This window comes from Nocardia spumae, from assembly GCF_020733635.1.
In the GTDB taxonomy this organism is placed as follows: domain Bacteria; phylum Actinomycetota; class Actinomycetes; order Mycobacteriales; family Mycobacteriaceae; genus Nocardia; species Nocardia spumae.
Genome location: NZ_JAJFZL010000001.1, coordinates 1,033,432 through 1,057,792, shown reverse-complemented (window position 1 = coordinate 1,057,792; position 24,361 = coordinate 1,033,432). Strand labels below are relative to the sequence as shown.

The window sequence follows — 24,361 nt, the reverse complement described above, 5'->3', positions numbered from 1 at the left end:
TAGTTCTTCCTTCTTTCTTTCACGGTCGCGAACCATCGGCGCCCCGACCGGGCGCCCGAGGGCCGCACGGAACCTGCTCGGTTCCGGGCTCGGTCGGCGAATATCGCTGGTGATTACGATGTTTCGCCGGGTTCGGGTGTCGGACTCCGATTCCCGATATCGGTCAGTACCGCGCCGATGCGCCGCAGGGCGGCCGCGGAGGTCATACGCCAATGGGTCGCCGGTAGGCGGTGGAGCCGGATCGAACCGGTCACCGCCGCCGACCAGGTTTCCGCGGCAGGTTCACTGGATTCATCCCGCGCCGCAACGAAATACGTGAGATCGCCGCGGTAGCGCGCGGGGCGGTAGCGAGTCGCCAGCTCGACCGATCGCAGGGCCGCGTCCAGGATCGCGGTGATGCGGTCCGGACCGAGAGCGGCGAACGGTTCGGGCAGCCGGCCCACCAGGGTCGTGACGTCGGCGGCATCGAGGTCACCGAACTCCGCGGCGTCCTCGCCCAGCAGGCCACCCACCAGTTCCGGCAGTGCGACCGGCTCGGAATCGTCGACCTCGCCGAGCCGGCTGTCCATGACCGCCAGCAGCGCGACCTCGTCCCCCTCGTCCTGTAACCGCACCGCGACGGCATGCGCCAGGACACCGCCCAGCGACCAGCCCAGCAGGTGATACGGCCCGTCCGGCTGAACCGACCGGATCGCGTCCACATATCGGCGCGCCCACTGTTCGATATCGCCGGGCAGCTCCTGCTCACGCAGTGCGGGCGATTGCAGGCCGTAGAGCGGCCGGTCGACCGAGGCCGCCAGACCCGCGAACGACCACGCGATACCGCCGACCGGATGCACACAGAACAGGGGTTCGCCGACGCCCTCGCGCCGCAGCGGAAGCAGGATGTCGAAGGCGGATTCCGGATCGATTCCGGGGCCCGCGGCCAGCTCGTCGGCCAACGCGGCCGGTGTGGACGCGGTGAACAGCGCCGGCACCGGAACCCGTCGTCCGAGCGCCGTGCTCAGCCGGGTGGCCAGGGTGGCCGCCAGCAGTGAGGTGCCGCCGAGTTCGAAGAAGTTGTCGTCGAGCCCGATTCGCTCCAGCTCGAGCACCTGCGCGAAGACACGGCACACCACCGTCTCCGATTCCGTACGCGGAGCGCGGAATTCCCGAGTCCGGTGCGGCGGCGCCGGCAGGGCGCGGCGGTCGAGTTTGCCCGAGGCGCCGACCGGCAGCTCGTCCAGGACCACCACGGTGGCGGGCACCATATAGGCCGGGAGCCGCCGCGACAGGTCGGCGCGCAGCCGATCGCCATCGACCACCTGCTCGCCCGCGGCGACCACATAGGCCACCAGCCGCTGCTCCACCGCATTCGTACCGCGCACCACGGCGACCGCGTGCGCTACCTCGGGCCGGTCGGACAGCGCCGCCTCGATCTCCCCCGGCTCGATGCGCAGACCGCGCAGCTTCACCTGGAAATCCGATCGACCGCGATATTCCAGTTCCCCGTCGGCATTCCACACGACGAGATCGCCCGTGCGATACATCCGCCCACCGGTGCCGAACGGGTCGGCCACGAAGCGGTCCGCGGTCAGATCGGGCCGGCCGAGGTAGCCGCGGGCCAGCTGGGTGCCGGACAGGTAGAGCTCGCCGACCACACCCGCCGGGACCGGCCGCAATCGCGAGTCCAGCACGTAGACCCTGGTATTGCTGACCGGGCGGCCGATCGGCACCGTCACGGTGTCGGTATCGCGGACCTCGTGGTGGGTGACGTCGACCGCCGCCTCGGTGGGTCCGTAGAGGTTGTACAGCCGGGCGCCGGTGCGCGCCCGCACCTGCTGGGCCACCGTGGACGGCAATGCCTCACCGGAGGCGAAGACCCGGCGCAACGAGACACAGTCGCGCATATCGGCCTCCGCGAGGAATGCGGCGAGCATGGCGGGCACGAAATGCAGAGTGGTCACCGACTCGGCCGCCACCACCCGGGCCAGATAGTGCGGATCGCGATGGCCCTGCGGTGCGGCCAATACCAGGCGCGCGCCGACCTGCAAGGGCCAGAACAACTCCCACACCGAGACGTCGAAGGTCACAGGCGTCTTCTGCAGGACCACGTCGCCGGCGGTGAGTCCGTACTCGGCCTGCATCCACGCCAGGCGGTTGACGATGGCGCGGTGCGCGACCGCCACCCCCTTCGGACGTCCGGTGGATCCGGAGGTGAAGATCACGTACGCGATATGGTCCGGCCGCAACGGAATTCGCCGATCCGCGTCGGTCACCGGATCGTCGCGGAACTCCGTCGGATCGAGTCGATCGATCGCGATCGCACGATCGTCCACCAGCGATTCCGCGTGCGCCAGTACGCATTCCGGTTGGGCGGTATCGAGAATGTGGCGGATGCGCTCGCGCGGCTGCTCCGGGTCGATCGGCACATAGGCGGCGCCGGCCTTGATCACCGCGTAGATCGCGATCAGCAGATCGGCCGAGCGCGGCAGGGCCACCGCTACCCGCTGGTCGGGTCCGATACCGCGCGCGATGAGGTAGCGCGCCAATCGGTTGGTCCGGGCGTCGAAGTCGGCGTAGGTCAGCGTGGACGCCGCCATCGCTGCGCCGCTGCGATCCTCGGCGAGGGCCACCGCCTCGGGGTGGGCGGCCACGGCGGCCGCGAACAGCGCGGTGAGGGTGTGCGGATGGTCACCGTCGCCGGAGGGCAGCGCCAGTTCCCGCGCGGTGGCGTTGTACTCGCTCAGCAGGCGGTGTCGTTCGTCCGCGTCCAGGACGTCGATATCCCCGATCGCCGTCGTATCGTCGGCGCACACCGCGTCCACGATCCGCAGGAATCGCTCGATGAAGCGCTGCACCGAGGTCGAGTCGAACAGATCCGTGGCGTAGGTGACGGCGGCGGAGATGCCGGCGGGCGCACCCGCCTCGTCGTAGGTGTCGGTGAGATACCAGTGCAGGTCGAACTGCGTAGTCCGGGTATCGACTTCGAGTTCGGTGGCCGCGACGCCGGGCAGGCGGACCGGCGTGCGGGCCAGGTTCTGGAACGACAGGCCCACCTGGAACAGCGGATGCCGGGCGGTCGAGCGGATCGGATCGAGCAGTTCGACCAGCCGCTCGAACGGCACGTCGCTGTTGGCGTAGGCCGCCAGATCTCCCGCACGCACCTGATCGAGCAGATCGGCGAAGGAGTCCCGCGGTGCGACTCGGGCGCGCAGTACCAGGGTGTTGACGAACATGCCGATCAGATCGTCGAGCTCGGCCTCGCCGCGGCCCGCGATCGGGGCGCCGACCGCGACATCGTCGGTTCCGGACAGGCGCGCCAGCAGGATCGACAGCGCGGCCCGGACGACCATGAACAGTGAGGCGTGCCGGTCCCGGGCCAGCCGGTGCAGCCGCTCGTGCCGCCGCGCGGAGATCTCGAACGCGACGGCCCGCCCGCGATGCGACCGCACCATCGGCCGCGGCCGGTCCGTCGGCAGCTCCAACTGTTCGGGCATCCCGGCCAGTGCGGTGCGCCAGTGCCCCAGCTGGCCGGATACCAGCGACCGCGGATCGTCCTCGGCGCCGAGCAGCTCCCGCTGCCACAGCGTGTAATCGGCGTACTGCACCGGCAGCGGCGCCCACCGCGGCACCGTGCCGGCGGTGCGGGCGGCGTAGGCCACCAGCAGATCGCGGGTCAGCGGAGCCGTGGAGGCACCGTCGGCGCAGATGTGATGCATCGAGAGCACGACGATGTGCGCGGGTTCGGCCGCGTCGCTCACCCGCAACAGGGCCGCGCGCACCGGAATCTCCCCGGTCACATCGAACGGACGCGAAAGTATCCGCGCGACCGTCGATTCCACCCGCGCCTCGGTGACCGCACGGATGTCGAACTCCGGTTCGGCCGTCGGCAGGATCCGCTGGACCGGCCCCTGCTCGGATTCCGGATAGATCGTGCGCAGCACCTCGTGCCGATCGATCACATCCGACAACGCCCGCCGCAACGCGGCGGCATCCACCGCGCCGTCCAGCCGGACCACGAACGGCACGTTGTAGGCCGCCGATTCCGGATCCATCCGGTTCAGCAACCACATCCGCTGCTGCGCGAACGACAGTGGAAGCCGTCGCGGCCGTGCTCGGGTGATCAGTTCCGGGCGGCCGCCGCCGGTGTGGTCGGCGAGGGTGTCGGCGAGCGCCCGGACCGTCGGCGCGTCGAAGACGACGCGTACCGGTATCCGGGTCCCCAGCTGGGCACCCAGCCGTGCCACCACCTGGGTCGCGATCAGCGAGTTACCGCCCAGTTCGAAGAAGTCGTCGTCGGCGCCGACACGCGGCGCCCCGAGCGCCTCGGCGAGCACCGTGGCGACCAGGCGCTGCTGCGGGGTGGCCGGTTCGGTGTAGGGCCGCGCCTGGAATCGCGGTTCCGGCAACGCCTTCCGATCCAGTTTGCCGACCGGAGTCAGCGGCACCTCGTCCAGAACGACGATCGCGGCGGGCACCATATGCGACGGCAGACTCCGCGCGGCATACACGGTCAGTTCCCGCGGATCGACCGAGGAGCCCGGTACCCCACGGACATACGACACCAGGGCGGTGGCGCCCGCGGGGGTCTCCCGGCCCAGCGTCACCGCGAAGTCGATCTCGTCGTGACCGGTGAGCACCGAGTCGATCTCCCCGAGTTCGATGCGGAAGCCGCGGACCTTGACCTGGAAATCGGTGCGGCCCAGATATTCCAGCTCCCAGTCGCCGGTACCGCCGACGATCCAGCGGACCAGATCGCCGGTGCGATACATCCGGGTGCCGGGCGTGCCCCACGGGCACGCGACGAACCGTTCGGCGCTCAGGCCGGGCCGGCCGTGGTAGCCGCGGGCCAGGGCCTCGCCCACCACGTACAGCTCGCCCGCGACACCCGGTGCGACGGGCTGCATCCGGGCATCCAGCACCAGTGTGGTGGATCCGGGCACCGGGGTGCCGATGGTGATCGGCACCCCCGCGACCAGAATCGCATAGGCGGAGGAGATGGTGGCCTCGGTCGGACCGTAGCTGTTCACGAAGCGGCGGCCGGGCTGCCATTTGGCCAGCAGCTCCGGTGTCGTCGCGTCGCCGCCGGCGCCCACGACCTCCAGATCCGGCAGCCCGGCCGGATCCACGGTCGCCAGCATGGCCGGAGTGATCATGGTGTGGGTGACGCGTTCGGCGCGCAGCAGATCCGCGAGCTCCTGGCCGCCGAGCACCGACGGCGGCGCGATCACCAGGGTGGCGCCGCTGCCGAAGGTGATCAGCCACTCCTCGAGCGATTGATCGAAGCTCGGCGAGCAGACGTGCAGGAAGCGGTGTCGCGGTTCCACCCGGCACAGCCGGGTAGCGTGCGTGGCCAGGTTGGCCACCCGCCGATGGGTCACCGTGACGCCCTTGGGCAGTCCGGTCGAGCCCGAGGTGTAGATGGTGTAGGCGGCATGGCCGGGACGCAGCGGGCGCAGGCGTTCCGCGTCGGTCACCGGATCGGCCGGCCGCTCGGCGCACGCTCGCGCGACGGCGGGTGCGTCGAGGGCCAGCCATTCGGTGTCGGCCGGCAGCGTCGCGGCGAATTCCGTGGTGGTGACGCCGATCACCGCACCGGAGTCGGTCACCATGTGCCGGACCCGGTCGGGCGGATAACTCGGATCGACCGGGACGTAGGCGCCACCGGCCTTCGCCACCGCCCATACCGCGGCGATCATCTCGTAGGAGCGCGGCAGCGCGATCGCGACCGACCGCTCCGGGCCGACACCGGCGTCGATGAGCACCCGGGCCAGCCGAGACGATTGCCGATCCAGCTCCCCGTAGGTCACCTCGCGGTCGGCGATGCGGACCGCGACCCGATCGGCGCCGAAACGCAGGCCGCGGGCGAAGATCTCGGGCAGCAGGCCGTCGTCGATCACCGGCCCGCCGTCCATCGTGGTGAACCGCTCGTACTCCACGTCCGACAGCAGCGGCAGCGCGCCGACGGCCAGCTCGGGTGTGGCCACGACGGCCTCCAGCAGGCCGATGAAGCGACGGGCGAAGGTCTCGACGGTGGCGTGGTCGAACAGATCACGCGCGTACGACAGATCCGCGAGCAGACCTTCCTCGGTTTCCTGCACGGTCAGCGAGAGATCGAACTGTTCGGCGTCGAAATCGAAATCGACCGCCTCCGCCCGCAATCCGGGCAGTTCGAATCCGCGTTGCGGCAGGTTCTGGAAGGTCAGCATCACCTGGAACAGCGGGTGGCGCGCGGTGGACCGCTCCGGATTCACCAGTTCCACCAGACGTTCGAACGGCAGGTCGGCGTGGCCGAAGGCCTGTAGATCGGTTTCGCGTGCGGCGGCGAGCAATTCGGTGAAGCCGGCCCGGCCGTCGACCCGGGTGCGCAACACGAGGGTGTTCACGAACATGCCTACGACGTCGTCGAGTTCGGCCTCGCCGCGTCCGGCCACCGGGGTGCCGACGGCGATGTCGTCGGTGCCCGACATGCGCGCCACGAACAGTGCCCAGGCGGCGTGCACCACCATGAACAGGGTGGCGTTGTGGTCGCGGCCCAGTGCGGTGAGCTCGGTGCGCAGCTGCCGCGAGAGCGGGAACACCACGCGTCCGCCCCGAGCCGATTGCACGGCCGGACGCGGGCGGTCGGCGGGCAGATTCACCTCGTCCGGCAGGCCGGCCAGGCGGTCCCGCCAGTACCGGGCCTGCGTCGAGATCAGGCTCTGCTCATCGTCTTCGGAGCCCAGCACCTGTCGCTGCCACAGCGCGTAGTCGGCGTACTGCACCGGCAGCGGGGACCACCGCGGGGCGGCACCGGCACTGCGGGCGGCGTAGGCCAGCATCACATCGCGGGTGAGCGGGCGCATCGACCAGCCGTCGGCGGCGATGTGATGCACCACGAACACGAGGACGTGATCGGTCTCCGAAATGCGCAGCAGGGCAGTGCGGATCGGCGCCTCGGTGGTGACGTCGAAGCCCGCGGCGGCGAGTTCCGCGATCCGCGCGGGCACCTCGCCGGCGTCGATCGGTTGTGGCGGGAGATCCACCGCCACCTGCGAAACCGGCACGATCCGCTGCACGACGCCGTCGGTGGTCTGCGGATAGACGGTGCGCAGGACCTCATGGCGCCCGAGGACGTCGACCATCGCCTCGCGCAGTGCGCTCACCCGCAAATCGCCGTACAGCCGCACGGCGGCCGGGATGTTGTACGCGGCCGATTCCGGTTCGAACTGGTTGAGGAACCACATGCGCTGCTGTGCCAGCGACAGCGGCAGCGCCTCGGGCCGGACGCCCGCGGTGAGGGCGACCCGGTCGCCGGCGCCGATGTGGCTGTTCAGGCGCACCGCCAGCGCGGCGACGGTCGACGCCTCGAACAGCAGCCGCACCGGAATCCGGGTGTCCGATGCGGCGCCGAGCCGGGCGGCGACCTGGGTGGCGAGCAGCGAATTGCCACCGAGGGCGAAGAAGTCGTCATCGGCGCCGACCCGCGGCGCATCCAGCACCTCGGCGTAGATCCGCGCGATCGCCTGTTCCGCCGGGGTGGCCGGAGCACGGTAGGCGGCGGCCGCGAATTCCGGGCGCGGCAGGGCGGCGCGGTCGAGTTTGCCGTTCACGGTCAGCGGCAACGCGTCGAGCACGACGAACGCCTCCGGAACCATGTACGACGGAAGTGTCCGCGCCAGCGCGGTTCTCACCTCGGCGACGTCGACCTCGGCAGCGGCGGGGACGAGGTAGGCGACCAGCCGATCGGCGGTGCGCGGATCCGCGACCGCGAGCACCGCGACCTGGGCGAGGGCGGGCAGGGCACGCAGCGCCGCCTCGATCTCACCGAGTTCGATCCGGAAGCCCCGGACCTTCACCTGGAAGTCGGTGCGGCCCCGATACTCGAGTTCGCCGGCGGCGGTCCAGCACACCACATCGCCGGTGCGGTACATGCGCGTCCCGGGCGCGAACGGATCGGCCACGAACCGCTCGGCGGTCAGCTCGGACCGGCCGTGATAACCGCGCGCCAGCTGCGCACCGGCCAGATACAGCTCACCCGGTACACCCACCGGCACCGGCTGCAATCGTGAATCCAGCACGTACACCGCGCTGTTCGCCTCGGGGCGGCCGATCGGCACGACCGCGGTGTCGGCATCGCCGACCGCATGCGCCGTGATCGAGACCGCGGCCTCGGTCGGACCGTAGAGGTTGTACAGGGCGGCGGTACTGCCGCGCCGCATCCGCTGCGCCGTCGCCGCGGGCAGCGCCTCACCGATGGCGAGGACCCGCCGCAACGATTCGGGCAGGCGACCGTCCGCCACGGTGAGCAGGGCGTCCAGCATCGACGGCACCGCGTGCAGGGTGGTCACGTGTTCACGCGCCATCAGCTGGTGCAGCTGGACCGGATCGCGATGCGCGTCCGGCCCGGCGACGACCAGCCGTCCTCCGGCGACGGCGGCGGACCAGAACTCCCACACCGAGAGATCGAAGGTGGCGGCGGTCTTCAGCAGCACCGCATCATCCGCGCCGAGGCCGAATTCCGCTTTCTTCCACAGCAATTGGTTGGTCACCGCGCCGTGGCCGACGGTGACACCCTTCGGGCGTCCGGTGGATCCGGAGGTGAAGATGACGTACGCGGGATGCTGCGGACGCAACGGCGCGCGGCGGTCTCGATCGTCGACCGGCTCGGCGGACAGCCCGGCCGGGTCCACGGCGCCGAGATCGACGATCGGGAATCCCGTGCCACGCACCGACTCCGCGGCCGATCCGGCGGTCAGCACGCACAGCGGTTCGGCCGTGCGCAGGATGTAGTCGACGCGTTCGGCCGGCTGATCCGGATCCACGGGCACATACGCGCCACCGGCGACGCTCACCGCGTACATGGCGACGATCAGTTCCCGGGACCGGCGCAGTGCCAGCGCGACCCGCGTCTCCGGGCCCACGCCCAGCGAAATCAAGTGTCGCGCGAGCCGATTCACCTCGGCCGCGAGCTCGGCGTAGGTCACTCGCGTGCTGCCGTCGCCATCGATGATCAGTGCCGGCGCCGCACCGCGCACACGCACCGTGGTGTTCCACAGTTCGGGCAGGGTGGTCGCGGCGATGGTCGCGTCGCCGGTGTCGTTCCAGGTCTCCAGCATCCGGACGCGCTCGTGCGGCGCGAGCAGATCGATCGCGCCGATCGCGGTGGACGGATCCGCGCACACCGCCTCCAGCAGCCGGACCAGCCGGGCGGCGAAGCCGTCGACGGTGGCGGCGTCGAACAACGCGGTCGCGTAGGTGATCGAGGCGGCCATGCCGAGGGGAGCACCGGATTCGTCGTAGCGATCGGTCACGACCAGATGCAGATCGAACTGGGAGACCGCGGTGTCGAAATCCGCCGCGCCGACGGTCAGTCCGTCCAGGGCGAATTCCGCGGCCGCCTGGTTGTGGAAGGAGAAACCGACCTGGAACAGCGGATGCCGTGCGGTCGACCGGACCGGATTGAGTACCTCCACCAGTCGTTCGAACGGGATGTCGGCATGGGAGAAGGCGGCCAGGTCGCCATCGCGCACGGCCGTGAGCAGGTCGGCGAATCCGGTGGCCGGGTCGACCCGGGTGCGCAGCACCAGGGTGTTGACGAACATGCCGACCAGATCGTCGAGCGCCTTGTCACCGCGGCCCGCGATCGGGGTGCCGACCGCGATATCGGTGGTGGCCGACAGCCGCGCCAGCAGGGCCGCGTAGGCGGCGTGCACCACCATGAACAGGGTCGCGCCCCGGCCGCGACCGATCTCGACCAGCCGGGCGTGCAGCGCCGCGTCCACAGTGAAATCGACGCTGTCACCGGCGGTGGAGACCGTGGCGGGGCGGGGTCGATCGGTGGGCAGCGCCAGCTGATCGGGCAGCTGGGCCAAGGTCTCGGTCCAATACCCGAGCTGGCGTGCGGCGGTCGATGCGGGATCGTCCTCCGCGCCGAGCACCTCGCGTTGCCACAGCGCGAAATCGGCGTACTGGACCGGCAGCGGCGCCCAGCCGGGTGCCGAACCGGCTCGCCGGGCGGCGTAGGCGGTCATCACGTCACGGGCCAGCGGGACCAGCGAGGATCCGTCGGCGGCGATGTGATGCACGGCCACGACCAGCACATGTTCGGTGCCGGGTGTGTCGGTGAGGGCGAACAGCCGGGCCCGCAGCGGCACCGCGGTGGTCACATCGAAGGCGGTGGTGACGAATTCCGACACCGCCGCGACCACCGCGTGCCCCGGCAGCGGCACCGGATCCAGCCGTGGCACCGGAGCGTCGGCCACCGGCAGCACGACCTGCACCGGACCGGCATCCGTCTGCGGATACACGGTGCGCAGCACCTCGTGCCGGGCGACCACATCGGCGACGGCCGCCGACAGCGCGGCGCTGTCGAGATCGCCGCTCAGGCGCATGGCCAGCGGGATGGTGTAGGCGGCGGACTGCTCGTCCATCCGGTTCAGCAACCACATGCGCTGCTGGGCCGGCGACAGCGGAGCCGGACCGTCCATCGACCGCGGGGTCAGGGCCGGCCGTGCCGGCGCACCGTCGGCCGCCGCGATCGCGGCGGCCAGGGCCGCGACGGTCGGATGTTCGAAGATCGTCCGCACCGGCACCGCGCGGTCGAAGGCCGCACCCAGCCGGGCCGCCAATCGGGTTGCGGTGAGCGAGTTTCCGCCGAGGGCGAAGAAGTCGTCGTCCACTCCCACCCGACGGGATTCGGCGAGGCCGAGCACACCCGCGACGATCTCGGCGACGGTGGCCTCGACGGCCGTGCGCGGCGCCCGGAACTCGGCGATCCGGAATACCGGTTCGGGCAGGGCCTTGCGGTCCAGCTTGCCGGTCGGCGTGAGCGGAATGTGGTCGATCACCATGACCGCGGCGGGGATCATGTAGGCGGTCAGGCTCCGGGCGGCATGATCCACCAGGGCCTCGACATCGACGGTATGTCCCGGCGCGGCAACCACATACGAGACCAGCGCGGTCTCCCCCGAGGCGTCACGATGGCCGATGGTGGCGGCGAAGCCGACCGATTCGTGCGCACCGAGCACCGCGTCGATCTCCCCCAGTTCGATGCGCAGGCCGCGCACCTTCACCTGATGGTCGGAACGACCCACGTACTCGATGACGTACTCGTCGTCGCGCCGCAGCCAGCGCACCAGATCGCCGGTGCGGTAGAGCCGTTGTCCGGCTGGACCGTACGGATCGGCGACGAACCGGTGCGCCGTCAAGGCCGGGCGGGCGTGATAGCCGCGCGCCAGACCGGGCCCGCGCAGATACAGCTCACCGGTGACCCCGACCGGCACGGGACGCAACCGCTCGTCCAGCACCACCGCCGACATACCGTCGATCGGGGCGCCCATATCGAGCGGGTCGCCGGGCCGTTTCACCGCGCTCACGGTCGCGAAGACGGTGGTTTCGGTGGGCCCGTAGGTGTTGTGGAATTCGCGATCGCCGGCCCAGCGCTCCACGAGGTCGGAGGCGTAGGACTCGCCGCCGACCGTGAGCCGCCGCAGCCGCGGCAGCACCGCCGGATCGAGAGTCCGCAGCACCGACGGGGTGATGAAGGCATGTGAAATACGCTGGGCGCGTAGCAGTTCGGTCAGTTCCGCGCCGCCGTACACGCCGACCGGCGCGATCACCGCGGTGGCCGCACCCGCGAAGGCCATCAGCAGTTCCAGCATCGAGGCGTCGAAGCTCGGTGAGGAGGCGTGCAGCACCCGGGCGTCCGGATCGACGCGGTAGTGCCGACGATGCGCGGCGACGATCGCACCGACGCCGGCGTGGCTCACGACCACGCCCTTCGGCGTGCCGGTGGTGCCGGAGGTGTAGATCATCCACACCGGATGCTCCGGACGCACCGGGCGCACCAGTTCGTGTTCCGCGATCGGATCGGCGGACACGGCACGCAGCCGCGCGGCCGTTTCCGGATCGTCGAGCACCAGCCGCCGCGCCGTCGCGGGCAGGGCATCGGAGTCGTCGACGGTGGTGATACCCACGGCCGCACCGGAATCGGCGAGCATATGCGCGATCCGGTCCGCCGGATAGTCCGGATCGACCGGGAGGAAGGCGGCGCCGGACTTCGCCACCGCCCACCACGCGACGATCCACCGGAGGGAGCGGGTGATCGCGATGGCCACGAAATCCTCGGCGCCGACACCGGATTCGATCAGAACCCGGGCCAGCCGAGTGGATTCGGCATCCAGTTCGGCATAGGTCAGCTCGTGGCCGCCGTCCGACAGTGCGATCCCGGTGGGGTTGTGCCGGACCGTCTCGGTGAGGAATGTCGCCAGGGTGCCCGGCTCGGTGCGGAGACGCGGGCGGATGCCGAGCAGGGCTGTGCGTTCGGCCGGTGACAGCAGTTCGATCTCACCGATCGGCCGCTGCGGTTCGGCGACGACGGCACCGATCACCCGGCCCAGCCGGCGCAGGAGCCCGGCGGCGGTGGCGGGATCGAACAGATCGGTGGCATAGGTGAGTTCCAGCGGCAGGTGGCCGTCGGCATCGAGTACGTCCGACACCGTGAACTGCAGATCGAATTTGGCCACCGGGCGGTCGAATTCGACCGGTTCGAGGATCAACCCCGGCACCGCGTGGGTCCGGGCGCCGAGGTTCAGATAGCTCAGCGAGACCGTGAACAGCGGATTCCGGGCCGCGGTGCGAGTCACGCCGAGGGCGTCGACGACCCGGTCGAACGGCAGGGCCGCATGGGCGAGGGCGGCGAGATCCACTTCACGGGTGTGATCGAGCAGCGCGCTGAAGCTCTGCTCGGGGTGCGGCCGGGTACGCAGGGTCAGCGTGTTGACGAACATACCCACCAGATCGTCGAGCGCACTGGCCCCGCGCCCCGCGACCGGGGTGCCGACCGCGATATCGTCCGCGCCGGACAGCCGGCCCAGCAGGACTGTCAGCGCGGCGTGCCACACCATGAACGGGGTCGCGCCGTGCGCCGTGGCGATGCGCTGGACGGCCGCGGCCACGGCACCGTCGATCCGGCCGCGCTCCACCGCCCCCTGGCGTGATGCCAGCGGCGGGCGCGGACGATCGGTCGGCAGGGCGAGTTCGGTGGGCAGCTCCGCCAGAGTGCGGGTCCAGAAGTCCAGCTGCTCGGTTTCCACCGCGTCCAGTGATTCGCGCTGCCACAGTGCGTAATCCGCGTACTGCACGCTCAGGTCCGGCCAGTCCGGCGCGGTACCGGCGCGACGGGCCAGATAGGCGGCGATCAGATCGCGCACCAGCGGATTCAGCGAGTATCCGTCGGCGCTGATGTGGTGCACGACCACGACGAAGACGTGGCTGGTCTCGGATTCGCGGATCAGCAGCGCCCGCACCGGGGGTGCGACCGTCACGTCGAATCCGCGCCCGGCGAATTCGGCGATCGAGGCCGAATCGGTCAGCTCCGCGAATTCGACGCCCGCCCGCTCCGGGGTCAGCACCACCTGTGAGGGCGAACCCTCGGCATCGAGCGGATAGTGGGTCCGCAACACCTCGTGCCGGGCGACCACATCGGCGAAGGCGCCGCGCATGGTCGCGGCGTCCAGATCGCCGAGGATGCGGACCGCGACCGCGATATTGTCGGCGGCCGAATCCGGATCGAGCCGATTCAGGAACCACATACCCTGCTGGACCGGTGCCAGCGCCACGGTGTCCGGCCGCTCACCGGCGACCGGTCCGGCCAGTTCGGTGCCCGCACCGTCGCCCGCGCCGTTCATCGCCACCGCGAGGCCCGCGACGGTCGGATGTTCGAACAGGGTGCGCACCGGGATCCGGCGGCCGTGCCGCTCCCCCAGCCTCGCCAGTACCCGGGTCGCGACGAGCGAATTACCGCCCAGTGCGAAGAAGTCGTCGTCGGCGCCGGCCCGCTCGATGCCGAGAACCTGCGCGAAGACCTCGGCGACCAGTCGTTCGTCCGCGGTGGCCGGTGCGCGGAAGTCACCACCGCCGAATACCGCCGCCACTCGCGGGTCGGCCGCATCGGGCAGCGCCGCCCGGTCCAGCTTCCCGGAGGCGTTGAGCGGGAACGCGTCCAGCACCACCACCGCGGACGGCACCATATATCCGGGCAGATCCGCGGCGGCGGCTCGCCGCACCCGGGCTTCCAGGTCGGGTGCGGTCGCGGTCACGGTCACGAATCCGATCAGATGGTCACCGCCCGGCCCCGGCACCAGCCGCACCGCGGCCGCGGCGATACCCGGCACCGCGGCCAGCACCGCTTCGATCTCACCGAGTTCGATGCGCTGACCACGGAACTTCAGCTGGAAGTCGGTGCGGCCCAGATACACCAGTTCCGGTGTGGCGCCGCTGGTATCCCAGCGCGCCAGGTCACCGGTGCGGTACATGCGCGACCCGTGCTCGTCTCCCGGCGCGCCCGAGGTGAACGGGTTCGCGACGAACCGGTCGGCGGTGAGGTCGGCGCGGCCGTGGTATCCGCGAGCCAGCTGGGCGCCCGCCAGATAGAGCTCGCCCGCGACGCCGGGCGGGGTGGGCCGCAGCCGCGAATCGAGGACGTAGACCCGGCTGTTCCATTCGGGGCTACCGATCGGCAGCGCGGGACGGTCCACCACACCGGTCACATCGCGGTGGGTGATGGACACCGCCGCCTCGGTGGGTCCGTACAGGTTGTGCAGCCGCGCGGAGCTGATCACGCCGAACGCCCGCACCGTCTCGGCGGGCAGCGCCTCACCGATGACGAACACCCTGGTCAGCGATCGCACCTGGGCGGGCTGGGCCTGGGCGGCGAACACGCTGAGCATGGACGGAACGAAATCGGTGACCGTCACCCCGTTGTCCGCGATGACCTCGGCCAGATATCCCGGGTCGCGGTGACCGTCGGGGCCGGCCAGCACCAGAGTGGCGCCGATCCGCAGCGGCAGGAAGTACCCCCACAGCGAGACGTCGAAGGTGGTGGCGGTTTTCTGCAGGTAGACATCCGCCGCGGTGAACCGATATTCGGCCTGCATCCAGGTGGTCTGGTTGACGATCGCGGCGTGTGAGACCGTGACGCCCTTGGGTTTTCCGGTCGATCCGGACGTGAAGATCACATATGCCGGATGGGCCGCGTACATCGGGGTGTGGCGCTCGTTCACCGCGATCGGATCATCGGCGTACGCGTCCAGGGCGACGGTGTCGACCAGCACGACCGGACCGTCGAAGGGCACGGTCGCGCCGGTGGCCGACAGCAGCACCGCGGGCCGGGCGGTATCGAGGATGTGGGCGATGCGCTGCGCCGGGTGATCCGGATCGATCGGCACGTAGGCCCCACCGGCCTTCAGCACCGCGTACATCGCCACGACCAGCTCCGGTGAGCGCCGAATCGACAGGGCCACCAAGGATTCCGGTCCCACTCCGGCGGCGATCAGATGCCGGGCGAGGCGATTGCTGCGGCTGTCCAGCTCGCCGTAGGTCAGGACGGCCGGCTCGGAACCGTCGTCGGGAACGTAGCGCACCGCGACCAGCTGCGGGGCGACCGCGGCCTGGGCCTCGAACTCGTCGAGCAGCAGTTCCTCGCCGAAACCCCGGTGCGCCGAGGCATTCCATTCGGTGAGTACGCGCTCGCACTCCCCGGGGGCGAACAGATCGATATCGCCGACGACGCGCTCCGGATCCTCGGCCACGGCGGTGAGTACGGCGAGGAAGCGGGTGGCCAGGGCCTCGGCGGTCGACGGATCGAAAAGATCTGTCGCATAAGTGAATCCGATCTCCCGCTCGGTGACGGTGACCTGCAGGTCGAACGGATTCACGGCGGTGTCCAGGAGCACCTCCCCGACGGACAGGTCGCCGAGTTCCAGCGCTACCGGCGCCAGATTCTGGAAGAACAACGCCACTTGGAACAGCGGATGGTGGGCCTGGGAGCGCGGCGGGTCGAGGACCTCCACCAGTCGCTCGAACGGGATGTCGGCGTGGCCGAAGGCGGCCAGATCGCGTTCGCGAACCTGCCGCAGCAGCTGCGAGAACCGCTGTGCGCCGGTCACTTCGGTGCGCAGCACCAGCGTGTTGACGAACATGCCGACGAGCTCGTCGAGCACGGCCGCGCCACGTCCGGCGACCGGGGCGCCGACGGCGATATCGCCGGTGCCCGACATCCGCGCGAGCAGGACCGCGAGCGCGGCGTGCACCACCATGAACGGCGTGCACTCGTAGCGGGCGGCCAACTCCTCGAGCCGGGCGCGCAACCGCGCGTCGAAGTCCACCGTCGCGGTGGCGGCGGCATGGCCGGCGACGGCAGGGCGGGGCCGGTCGGTGGGCAGTTCGAGCCGGGTCGGCAGGCCGCGCAGCTGATCTCGCCAGAAGCGCAGCGCTGCCGCGGCCGGGGACTCCGGATCGGATTCGTCACCGAGCACCTCGCGCTGCCACAGTGCGTAATCGGCGTACTGCACCGCAAGCGCGGGGAGGGCCGGCGCCGCGCCGGTACTGCGTGCGGCATAGGCCGCGGCGAGGTCGCGGGCCAGCGGCGCCATCGAGAAGCCGTCCGCCGCGATGTGATGGACGACGAGGACGAGGATGTGCTCATCGGCCGCACCGGTGGCCAGCACGCCCACCCGCAGCGGGACCGCGGTGGTCACATCGAAGGGTGCGGCCACGAATTCGCCGACGACCGTGGCGATATCGCCGCCGTGCAGCCGCGACAGCACCGGCACGTGATCGGCGGGCTGGATCTGCTGGTAGCCGATGCCGCCGATATCCGGGTAGACGGTGCGCAGCGTCTCGTGGCGCGCCACGGTATCGGCGAGGGCCGCCGCCAGGGCGCCGAACTCGAGCGTGCCGGTCAGTCGCAGCGCGACCGGGATGTTGTGCACACTCTGGTCGGGGTCCAAGCGGTTCAGGAACCACATGCGCTGCTGGGCCGGCGAGAGCGGGACGAGGTCGGGGCGGGGGCGCGCGACCAGTGGCACGCCGGTGCCACGACCGGCGAATTCCGCTATGCGCGCGGCGAATCCGGCGACGGTCGGAGCGTCGAAGATCAGGCGCACGGGCAGGTCGGCGTCGAATTCGGTACCCAGCCGGGCCGCGACCCGGGTGGCGGTCAGCGAGTTGCCGCCGAGAGCGAAGAAGTCGTCGTCGAGCCCGGCGCGGTCGAGCCCGAGCAGTTCGGTGTAGGCCGCGGCGACGGCCTGCTCGGCGCGCGTGGTGGGGGCACGATAGGTCAGCGGGAGGAAGACCGGCTCCGGCAGGGCCTTGCGATCCAGTTTGCCGGAGGTGTTGAGCGGCAACGCGTCCAGCGTGACGATCAGGGCGGGGACCATGTACTCCGGTAGTCGCCGGGCGCATTCGGCCCGTAGCCGGTCGCTGTCGACACGGCGGCCGGACTCGGCCACCACGTAGGCCACGATCCGATCACCGGTGCCGTTGTCGTCGCGCACCACAGCCACCGCCGCGGCGATACCGTCCTGTTCACGCAGGGCGTTCTCGATCTCCCCGAGTTCGATGCGCAGACCGCGCACCTTCACCTGGAAGTCCGATCGGCCCACGTACTCCAGCTCACCCGTTGCGCGCCACCGGGCGATATCGCCGGTGCGGTACATGCGCGCGCCGGTATGGAACGGATCGGCGACGAAACGATCGGCGGTCAGATCCGGCCGGGCGAGGTATCCCTCGGCCAATTGGGCGCCGGCCAGGTAGAGCTCGCCGGTGACCCCCACCGGGACCGGACGCAAGCACGAATCGAGCACGTAGACGCGGGTATTGGCGACCGGGCGGCCGATCGGCACGGTCACCGAGTCGGCGGCGGTCACCTCGTGGAAGGTCACATCCACCGCGGCCTCGGTCGGACCGTACAGATTGTGCAGGGCGGCCCCGCACAGTTCGCGCCAGCGCGCGGCGGTGGTCACATCCAGTGCCTCGCCGGAGGTGAAGACGCGGCGCAGCGCGGTGGGCGCCGCCGCCGTCCGATCGAGCAGCGCGCTGAGGTAGACGGCGAGCATGGACGGCACGAAATGCGCCGTCGTCACCGACTCCTCCACCATCAACCGCGACAAATACCCCGGATCACGATGACCATCCGGACGCGCCACCACCAACCGCGCACCCACCTGCAACGGCCAGAACAACTCCCACACCGACACATCGAAAGTCACCGGAGTCTTCTGCAACACCACATCATCGACACCCAAGCAGTACTCCGACTGCATCCACACCAAACGATTCACAATCGCCCCGTGACTCACCGCCACACCCTTCGGACGACCCGTCGAACCCGACGTGAAAATCACATACGCCACATGCTCGGACCGCAACGGACACAACCGCTCCGCATCGACCAGCGGACCATCGGCGAAACCTGAGAGATCCAGCCCGTCCACAGCGATCACGGGCAGACCGTCCGGGAAATCGATCACCGGCACCGCCGAGGTGGTCAGCACACATTCCGGCCGCGCGATATCGAGGACGTAGCGCACCCGCTCCACCGGATGCTCCGGATCCAACGGCACATACGCCGCACCGGCGGCCAGGGCCGCGTACATGCCGACAACCAGCTCCCGGGATCGCCGCATATGCAGCGCCACCAGCGATCCCGGACCGACACCGCACGCGATCAGGTGCCGGGCCAGCCGATTCACCTCGGCGGCGAAGTCGGCGTAGGACACAGTCGTCCCCTCGAAGGTGAGGGCGGGGGCGTGCGGCGAGCGCGCGGCCTGAGCGTCGAACAGGCCGGGAAGGGTTGCGGTGCGGTCGATCTCGGTTTCGGTGGCATTCCAGATATCGAGCACCTGCAGGCGTTCCGATACCTCGAGCAGGTCGATGTCACCGAGGCGGATATCCGGATCGGTGGTCACCGCCGTCAGCAGCCGCAACAGCCGGCGGCCGAACCCGTGCACCGTGTCCTCGTCGAAAAGATCGGTGGCATAACGCAATACCGCGTGCAGGACGCGGCCGTCCGGACCGTCGATCTCCGACAGCGCCAGCGCCAGGTCGAATTGCGCGCCCGGATTGGCGAGCGGATGGTCCGACACGTCGAGCCCCGGCAGTCGCAGGGCGGTCTCGGCGCGCTGCTCGAACGACAGCAGCACCTGCACGATCGGCGCATAGGCCGCCGACCGCTCCGGATCGAGTTCCTCGACCACCCGATCGAAGGGCAGATCGGCGTGCGCGAAGGCCCGGACGTCGTGCTCGCGGACCTGGGCCAGCAGCTCCCCGAACCGGTCTCGTGCGCGCACCCGAGTGCGCAGCGCCAGTGTGTTGACGAACATGCCGACCAGGTCGTCGAGGGCCTGTGCGGAACGGCCGGCGATCGGCGTGCCGATGGCCAGATCCTCGGTACCGGAGAGCTTGGCGAGTACGGCGGCATAGGCGGCGTGCACCACCATGAACAGCGAGACTCCGGTGCGCCGGGCCAATGCCTCGAGCGCCGCGGTCAGGTCGGCCGGCACGCGGAATTCGACGGCCGCACCCGCTCCGGAGGCGACCGCCGGGCGCGGGCGATCCCCGGGCAGGTCGAGCACCGCGGGCAGATCGGCCAGTTCGTCACGCCAGAAATCGATCTGCCGGGCGAGCCGTGATTCGGGATCGTCGGCCCGGCCGAGTACCTCGTGCTGCCACAGCGCGAAGTCCGCGTACTGCACGGGCAGCGGCTGCCATGCCGGGGCGGCACCGGCGCGGCGCGCCGCGTAGGCCGTCATCAGGTCGCGGGCCAGCGGCCCGGTGGACACGCCGTCGGCGGCGATGTGGTGGGCGACCACCAGCAGAATGTGCTCGGTCGGTGCGATCCGGAACGCGTCGACGCGCAGCGGAATATCGTGGCGCAGATCGAAACCCCGAGCCGCGGCGGCGGCGAGTTCGAGGTCGGTATCGGTGGCGTCGACCGTGCGCAGGGTCAGCGCGGCGCACTCCCCGATCGCACGGATGCGCTGGTGCGGTCCCCGGGCGTCCTCCGGGAAGACCGTGCGCAATGACTCGTGGCGGGTCAGCACATCGGTCACCGCCTCCGCCAGCGCCACCTCGTCGAGTTCACCGGACAGCCGCAGCGCGAACGGAATGTTGTACCGCGCCGAGCCGGGATCGATGCGGTTCAGCAACCAGATTCGGGTCTGTGCCGGCGACAACGGGATTCGCTCCGGTCGCGGGCCCGCGACCAGCGGCGCGACGGTCGTGCCCGGCGCGGCGTCGGCGATCCGGGCCAGCAATGCGGGGGTGGGCGCACCGAAGATCTCGGCGACGTTCAGGTCACAGCCGAGGGCGGCGTTGACCCGCGCCACCACTCGCATGGCCGACAGCGAGTTACCGCCCGCGGCGAAGAAGTCGTCGTCCGCGCCGATCCGCTCGCATCCGAGCAGCTCCGCCATGACGGCGGCGACCACGGCCTCGGCGCCCTCGGCCGGGGCGCGATAGGCAGAGCTCTCCCCCGGGTCGACGGCCGGAAGCGCGGCGCGGTCCAGTTTGCCGGAGGCGTTCACCGGCAGTTCGGCCAGCACCGTCACCCCGGACGGGACCATATAGGCCGGGAGTGCACGACCGGCGGCGGTCAGGACGGCGGCCGGATCCACGGTGGCGGCGGCCGGCACCACATAGGCGTGCAGGCGGGAGTTCTCGCCCGTCCCGGCCACCACCACGGCGGCCTGCGCGACCCCCTCCCGGCCGGTCAGCGCGGCTTCGATCTCGCCGAGCTCGATCCGGAGCCCTCGGAGTTTGACCTGGAAGTCGTTGCGGCCCAGATATTCCAGTTCGCCCGCGCGGTTCCACCGCACGAGGTCGCCGGTGCGGTACATGCGCAGGCCGGGATGGTACGGATCGGCCACGAAACGATCGGCGGTCAGATCGGACCGGCCCAGATATCCCCGCGCGAGCTGGCCACCGGCCAGGTAGAGCTCGCCGGAGACGCCGATCGGCACCGGCCGCAGCAGCGAATCCAGCACGTAGACCCGGGTATTGAACACCGGGCGGCCGATCGGCACGGTCACGGAGTCGGCGGCGGTCACCTCGTGGAAGGTCACATCCACCGCGGCCTCGGTCGGACCGTACAGATTGTGCAGCGGACCGCCACCGAGTTCCCGCCACCGAGCCGCCGTCACGGCGCCCAGGGCCTCGCCGGAGGTGAACACCCGCCGCAGCGAGGAGGGGATCTCGGCGACCGCGCTGAGGTAGACGGCGAGCATGGACGGCACGAAATGCGCCGTCGTCACCGACTCCTCCACCATCAACCGCGACAAATACCCCGGATCACGATGACCATCCGGACGCGCCACCACCAACCGCGCACCCACCTGCAACGGCCAGAACAACTCCCACACCGACACATCGAAAGTCACCGGAGTCTTCTGCAACACCACATCATCGACACCCAAGCAGTACTCCGACTGCATCCACACCAAACGATTCACAATCGCCCCGTGACTCACCGCCACACCCTTCGGACGACCCGTCGAACCCGACGTGAAAATCACATACGCCACATGCTCGGACCGCAACGGACACAACCGCTCCGCATCGACCAGCGGACCATCGGCGAAACCTGAGAGATCCAGCCCGTCCACAGCGATCACGGGCAGACCGTCCGGGAAATCGATCACCGGCACCGCCGAGGTGGTCAGCACACATTCCGGCCGCGCGATATCGAGGACGTAGCGCACCCGCTCCACCGGATGCTCCGGATCCAACGGCACATACGCCGCACCGGCGGCGACCACGGCGTGAATGGCGACGACCAGCTCGAGCGATCGCGGAATCCGCACGGCCACAGTCGTATCGGGGCCCACGCCGCGGCCGATCAGATAGCGCGCGAGCCGCTGGACCCGTCGATCGAATTCCCGATACGACAGGCTGACCCCGTCGAAGGTCACCGCCGGGGCGGCCGGGCGCCGGGGCCGGCCCGCCGACAGCTCGGGCAGGGTGCGCGGCTCGACCGGGTAGGCGGTGGTATCGGCCAGCAGCCGATCCCGCTCCGCCGGCGCCATCAGTTCGATGTCGGCGACGCGGATGTCGCCGTCGGCGGTCAGCGCGGTCAGGATGCGTTCGAAGCCGTCCAGCAGCGCATCGATGGTCTCGGGGTCGAACAGATCCGCGGCATAGTGCACGTGCAGATCGATGCCGGCGAGAGTGCCGTCGTCGGTATAGCATTCGGCGGCCGTCCAGTGCTGGTCGACCGGGATCGGCGCGGCGGCGGCGTCGACGGCGGCGATCCGCAATCCCTCGAGCCGCAGTTCGGCGCGAGTCTGATTCTGCAGCGTCAGCGACACCTGGTACAGCGGCGCGTGTGCCTGGGAGCGAACCGGATTCACCGCGTCGACGAGCTGCTCGAACGGTACCGCCGCGTGATCGAACGCCGCCAGGTCCACCGCGCGGACCCGATCCAGATGCTCGGTGAGCCGGTCGCCGCCGTGTACCGGGGTGCGCAGCACCAGCGTGTTGACGAACATGCCGACCAGATCGTCGAGCGCCTGATGGCCGCGACCGGCGACCGGCGCGCCCACGACGATGTCGTCACTGCCGCCGAAGCGCGACAGCAGCACCGACAGCGCCGCGTGCAGCACCATGAACGGAGTCGTCCGGCCGGTGGCGGCCAGATCGTGAATCCGCTGCTGCAGCGCGGAACTCAGATGTGCGGTCCGCGCGGCGCCACGCTGGGAGGCGATCGCCGGGCGCGGGCGATCGGTCGGCAGTGCCGACAGCTCCGGGGCGCCGTGCAGCTGCGCACGCCAGAATTCCAGTTGCCGAGCCGATTCCGACTCCGGATCGGCGACCGATCCGAATGTGCGCCGCTGCCACAGCGCGTAGTCCGCGTAGTGCAGCGGCAACGGCTGCCAGCCGGGCGCCGTACCGGCACTGCGGGCCTGATAGGCGGTGGCGAGGTCCCGGGTCAGCGGGGCGAAGGACCAGCCGTCCGCGGCGATGTGGTGCACGACGAACAGCAGCACATGGGTCTGTTCGCGAGGATCGGCGTCGGGGGCGGGCCGTACCCGCAGCAGGCGGATCCGGACCGGCACCTCGGTCGTCACATCGAACCGGTGGTGCGTCGACTCCGCGGCCAGCGCCTCGATATCGGTGGGATCGACCTCGACGACATCGAGTGCCGGAGCCTCGGCCGCGACGACGACCTGTGTTGCCACACCGTCGGATTCGGGATAGCGAGTGCGCAGGGTCTCGTGCCGGGCGATGACATCGCCGAGCGCGGCGCGCAGCGCGACCGGATTCAGATCGCCGGTGAGCCGCAGGGCGAAGGCGATGTTGTAGCCGCCACCCCGGGTGTCCAGACGGTTCAGCATCCACATGCGCTGCTGCGCGATGGACAGTGGGACGATCTCCGGTCGCGGTGTGACAGCCGTCGGCCCGGAATCCCCGAATCCACTGTCCGACAGTGCGATCCGGGTGGCGAGCGCGCGCACTGTGGGCGCGTCGAAGACCGCGCGCACCGGGACCGCCGTCGCGGTGTTCCGACTCAGACGGGCGGCGAGCCGGGTGGCGATCAGCGAATTGCCGCCGAGGGCGAAGAAGTCGTCGTCCGCGCCCACCCGCGGGGCATCGAGCAGCGCGGCGAAGGTCCGCGCGACCAGGACTTCGGCCGGACCGACGGGGGCGCGATACCGCGCGGGTGCCAGGACCGGTTCCGGCAGCGCCTTGCGATCCACCTTGCCGACCGGGGTCAGCGGAATCTTGTCGAGGACGACCAGGGCCGCGGGCACCATGTGCGAGGGCAGCCGCCGCGCCGCGAAGTCGGTGAGGTCGACCGGATCCAGCGCGCGCCCGGGCTTCGGCAGCACGTAGGAGACCAGCATGGTGCCGCGGGTGTCGTGGTCGCGGCCCATGGTGGTCGCGAAGTCGACGTCGGGGTGCGCACCGAGCACCGCGTCGATCTCGCCCAGTTCGACGCGGAAGCCGCGGATCTTCACCTGGAAATCGGAACGCCCGACGTATTCCAGTTCCCACGTGCCGGATTCGACGGCCGGTCGCGCCGGCTCGGCCACGCGCCAGCGCACCACGTCACCGGTGCGGTACATCCGGCTACCGGGCGCACCCCAGGGGTTCGGGAGGAACCGATCGGCCGTGAGGCCGGGCCTATTGCGGTAGCCGCGCGCCAGGCCGCCGCCGGCCAGGTACAGCTCGCCCGCGACGCCGGGTGGCACCGGCCGCAGCCGGTGATCCAGTACCAGCGCCGACATGCCGTGCACCGGGGTGCCGATGGTGATCGGATGTCCCGCGCGCAGCACCGCGTAGGAGGAGATGATCGTGGTCTCGGTGGGCCCGTACCCGTTGAGGTAGCGGCGGCCGGGCTCCCATCCCGCCAGCAGTTCGTCGGTGGTCACATCGCCGCCGACCGAAAGGACTTGCAGCTGCGGCTGTTCAGCGGGATCGAGGGTGCCCAGCACCGCCGGTGTGATGATGGCGTGGGTGACCTGTTCGGCGCGCAGCAGCGCGCCAGTTCCTGTCCGCCGATGATGCGCGCGGGCACGATCACGAGCGTCGCGCCGGTGGCGAACGCGCAGATCCACTC

1 protein-coding gene is annotated in these 24,361 nt (G+C 70.4%); it reads right to left on the bottom strand.

The annotated features are described in order from the left end of the window. Positions 1-113 precede the first annotated feature (113 nt). Positions 114-24,359, bottom strand: coding sequence for a non-ribosomal peptide synthase/polyketide synthase (locus LKD76_RS04520; protein WP_372465744.1), 24,246 nt, complete (start codon positions 24,357-24,359; stop codon positions 114-116). Positions 24,360-24,361: the final 2 nt, after the last annotated feature.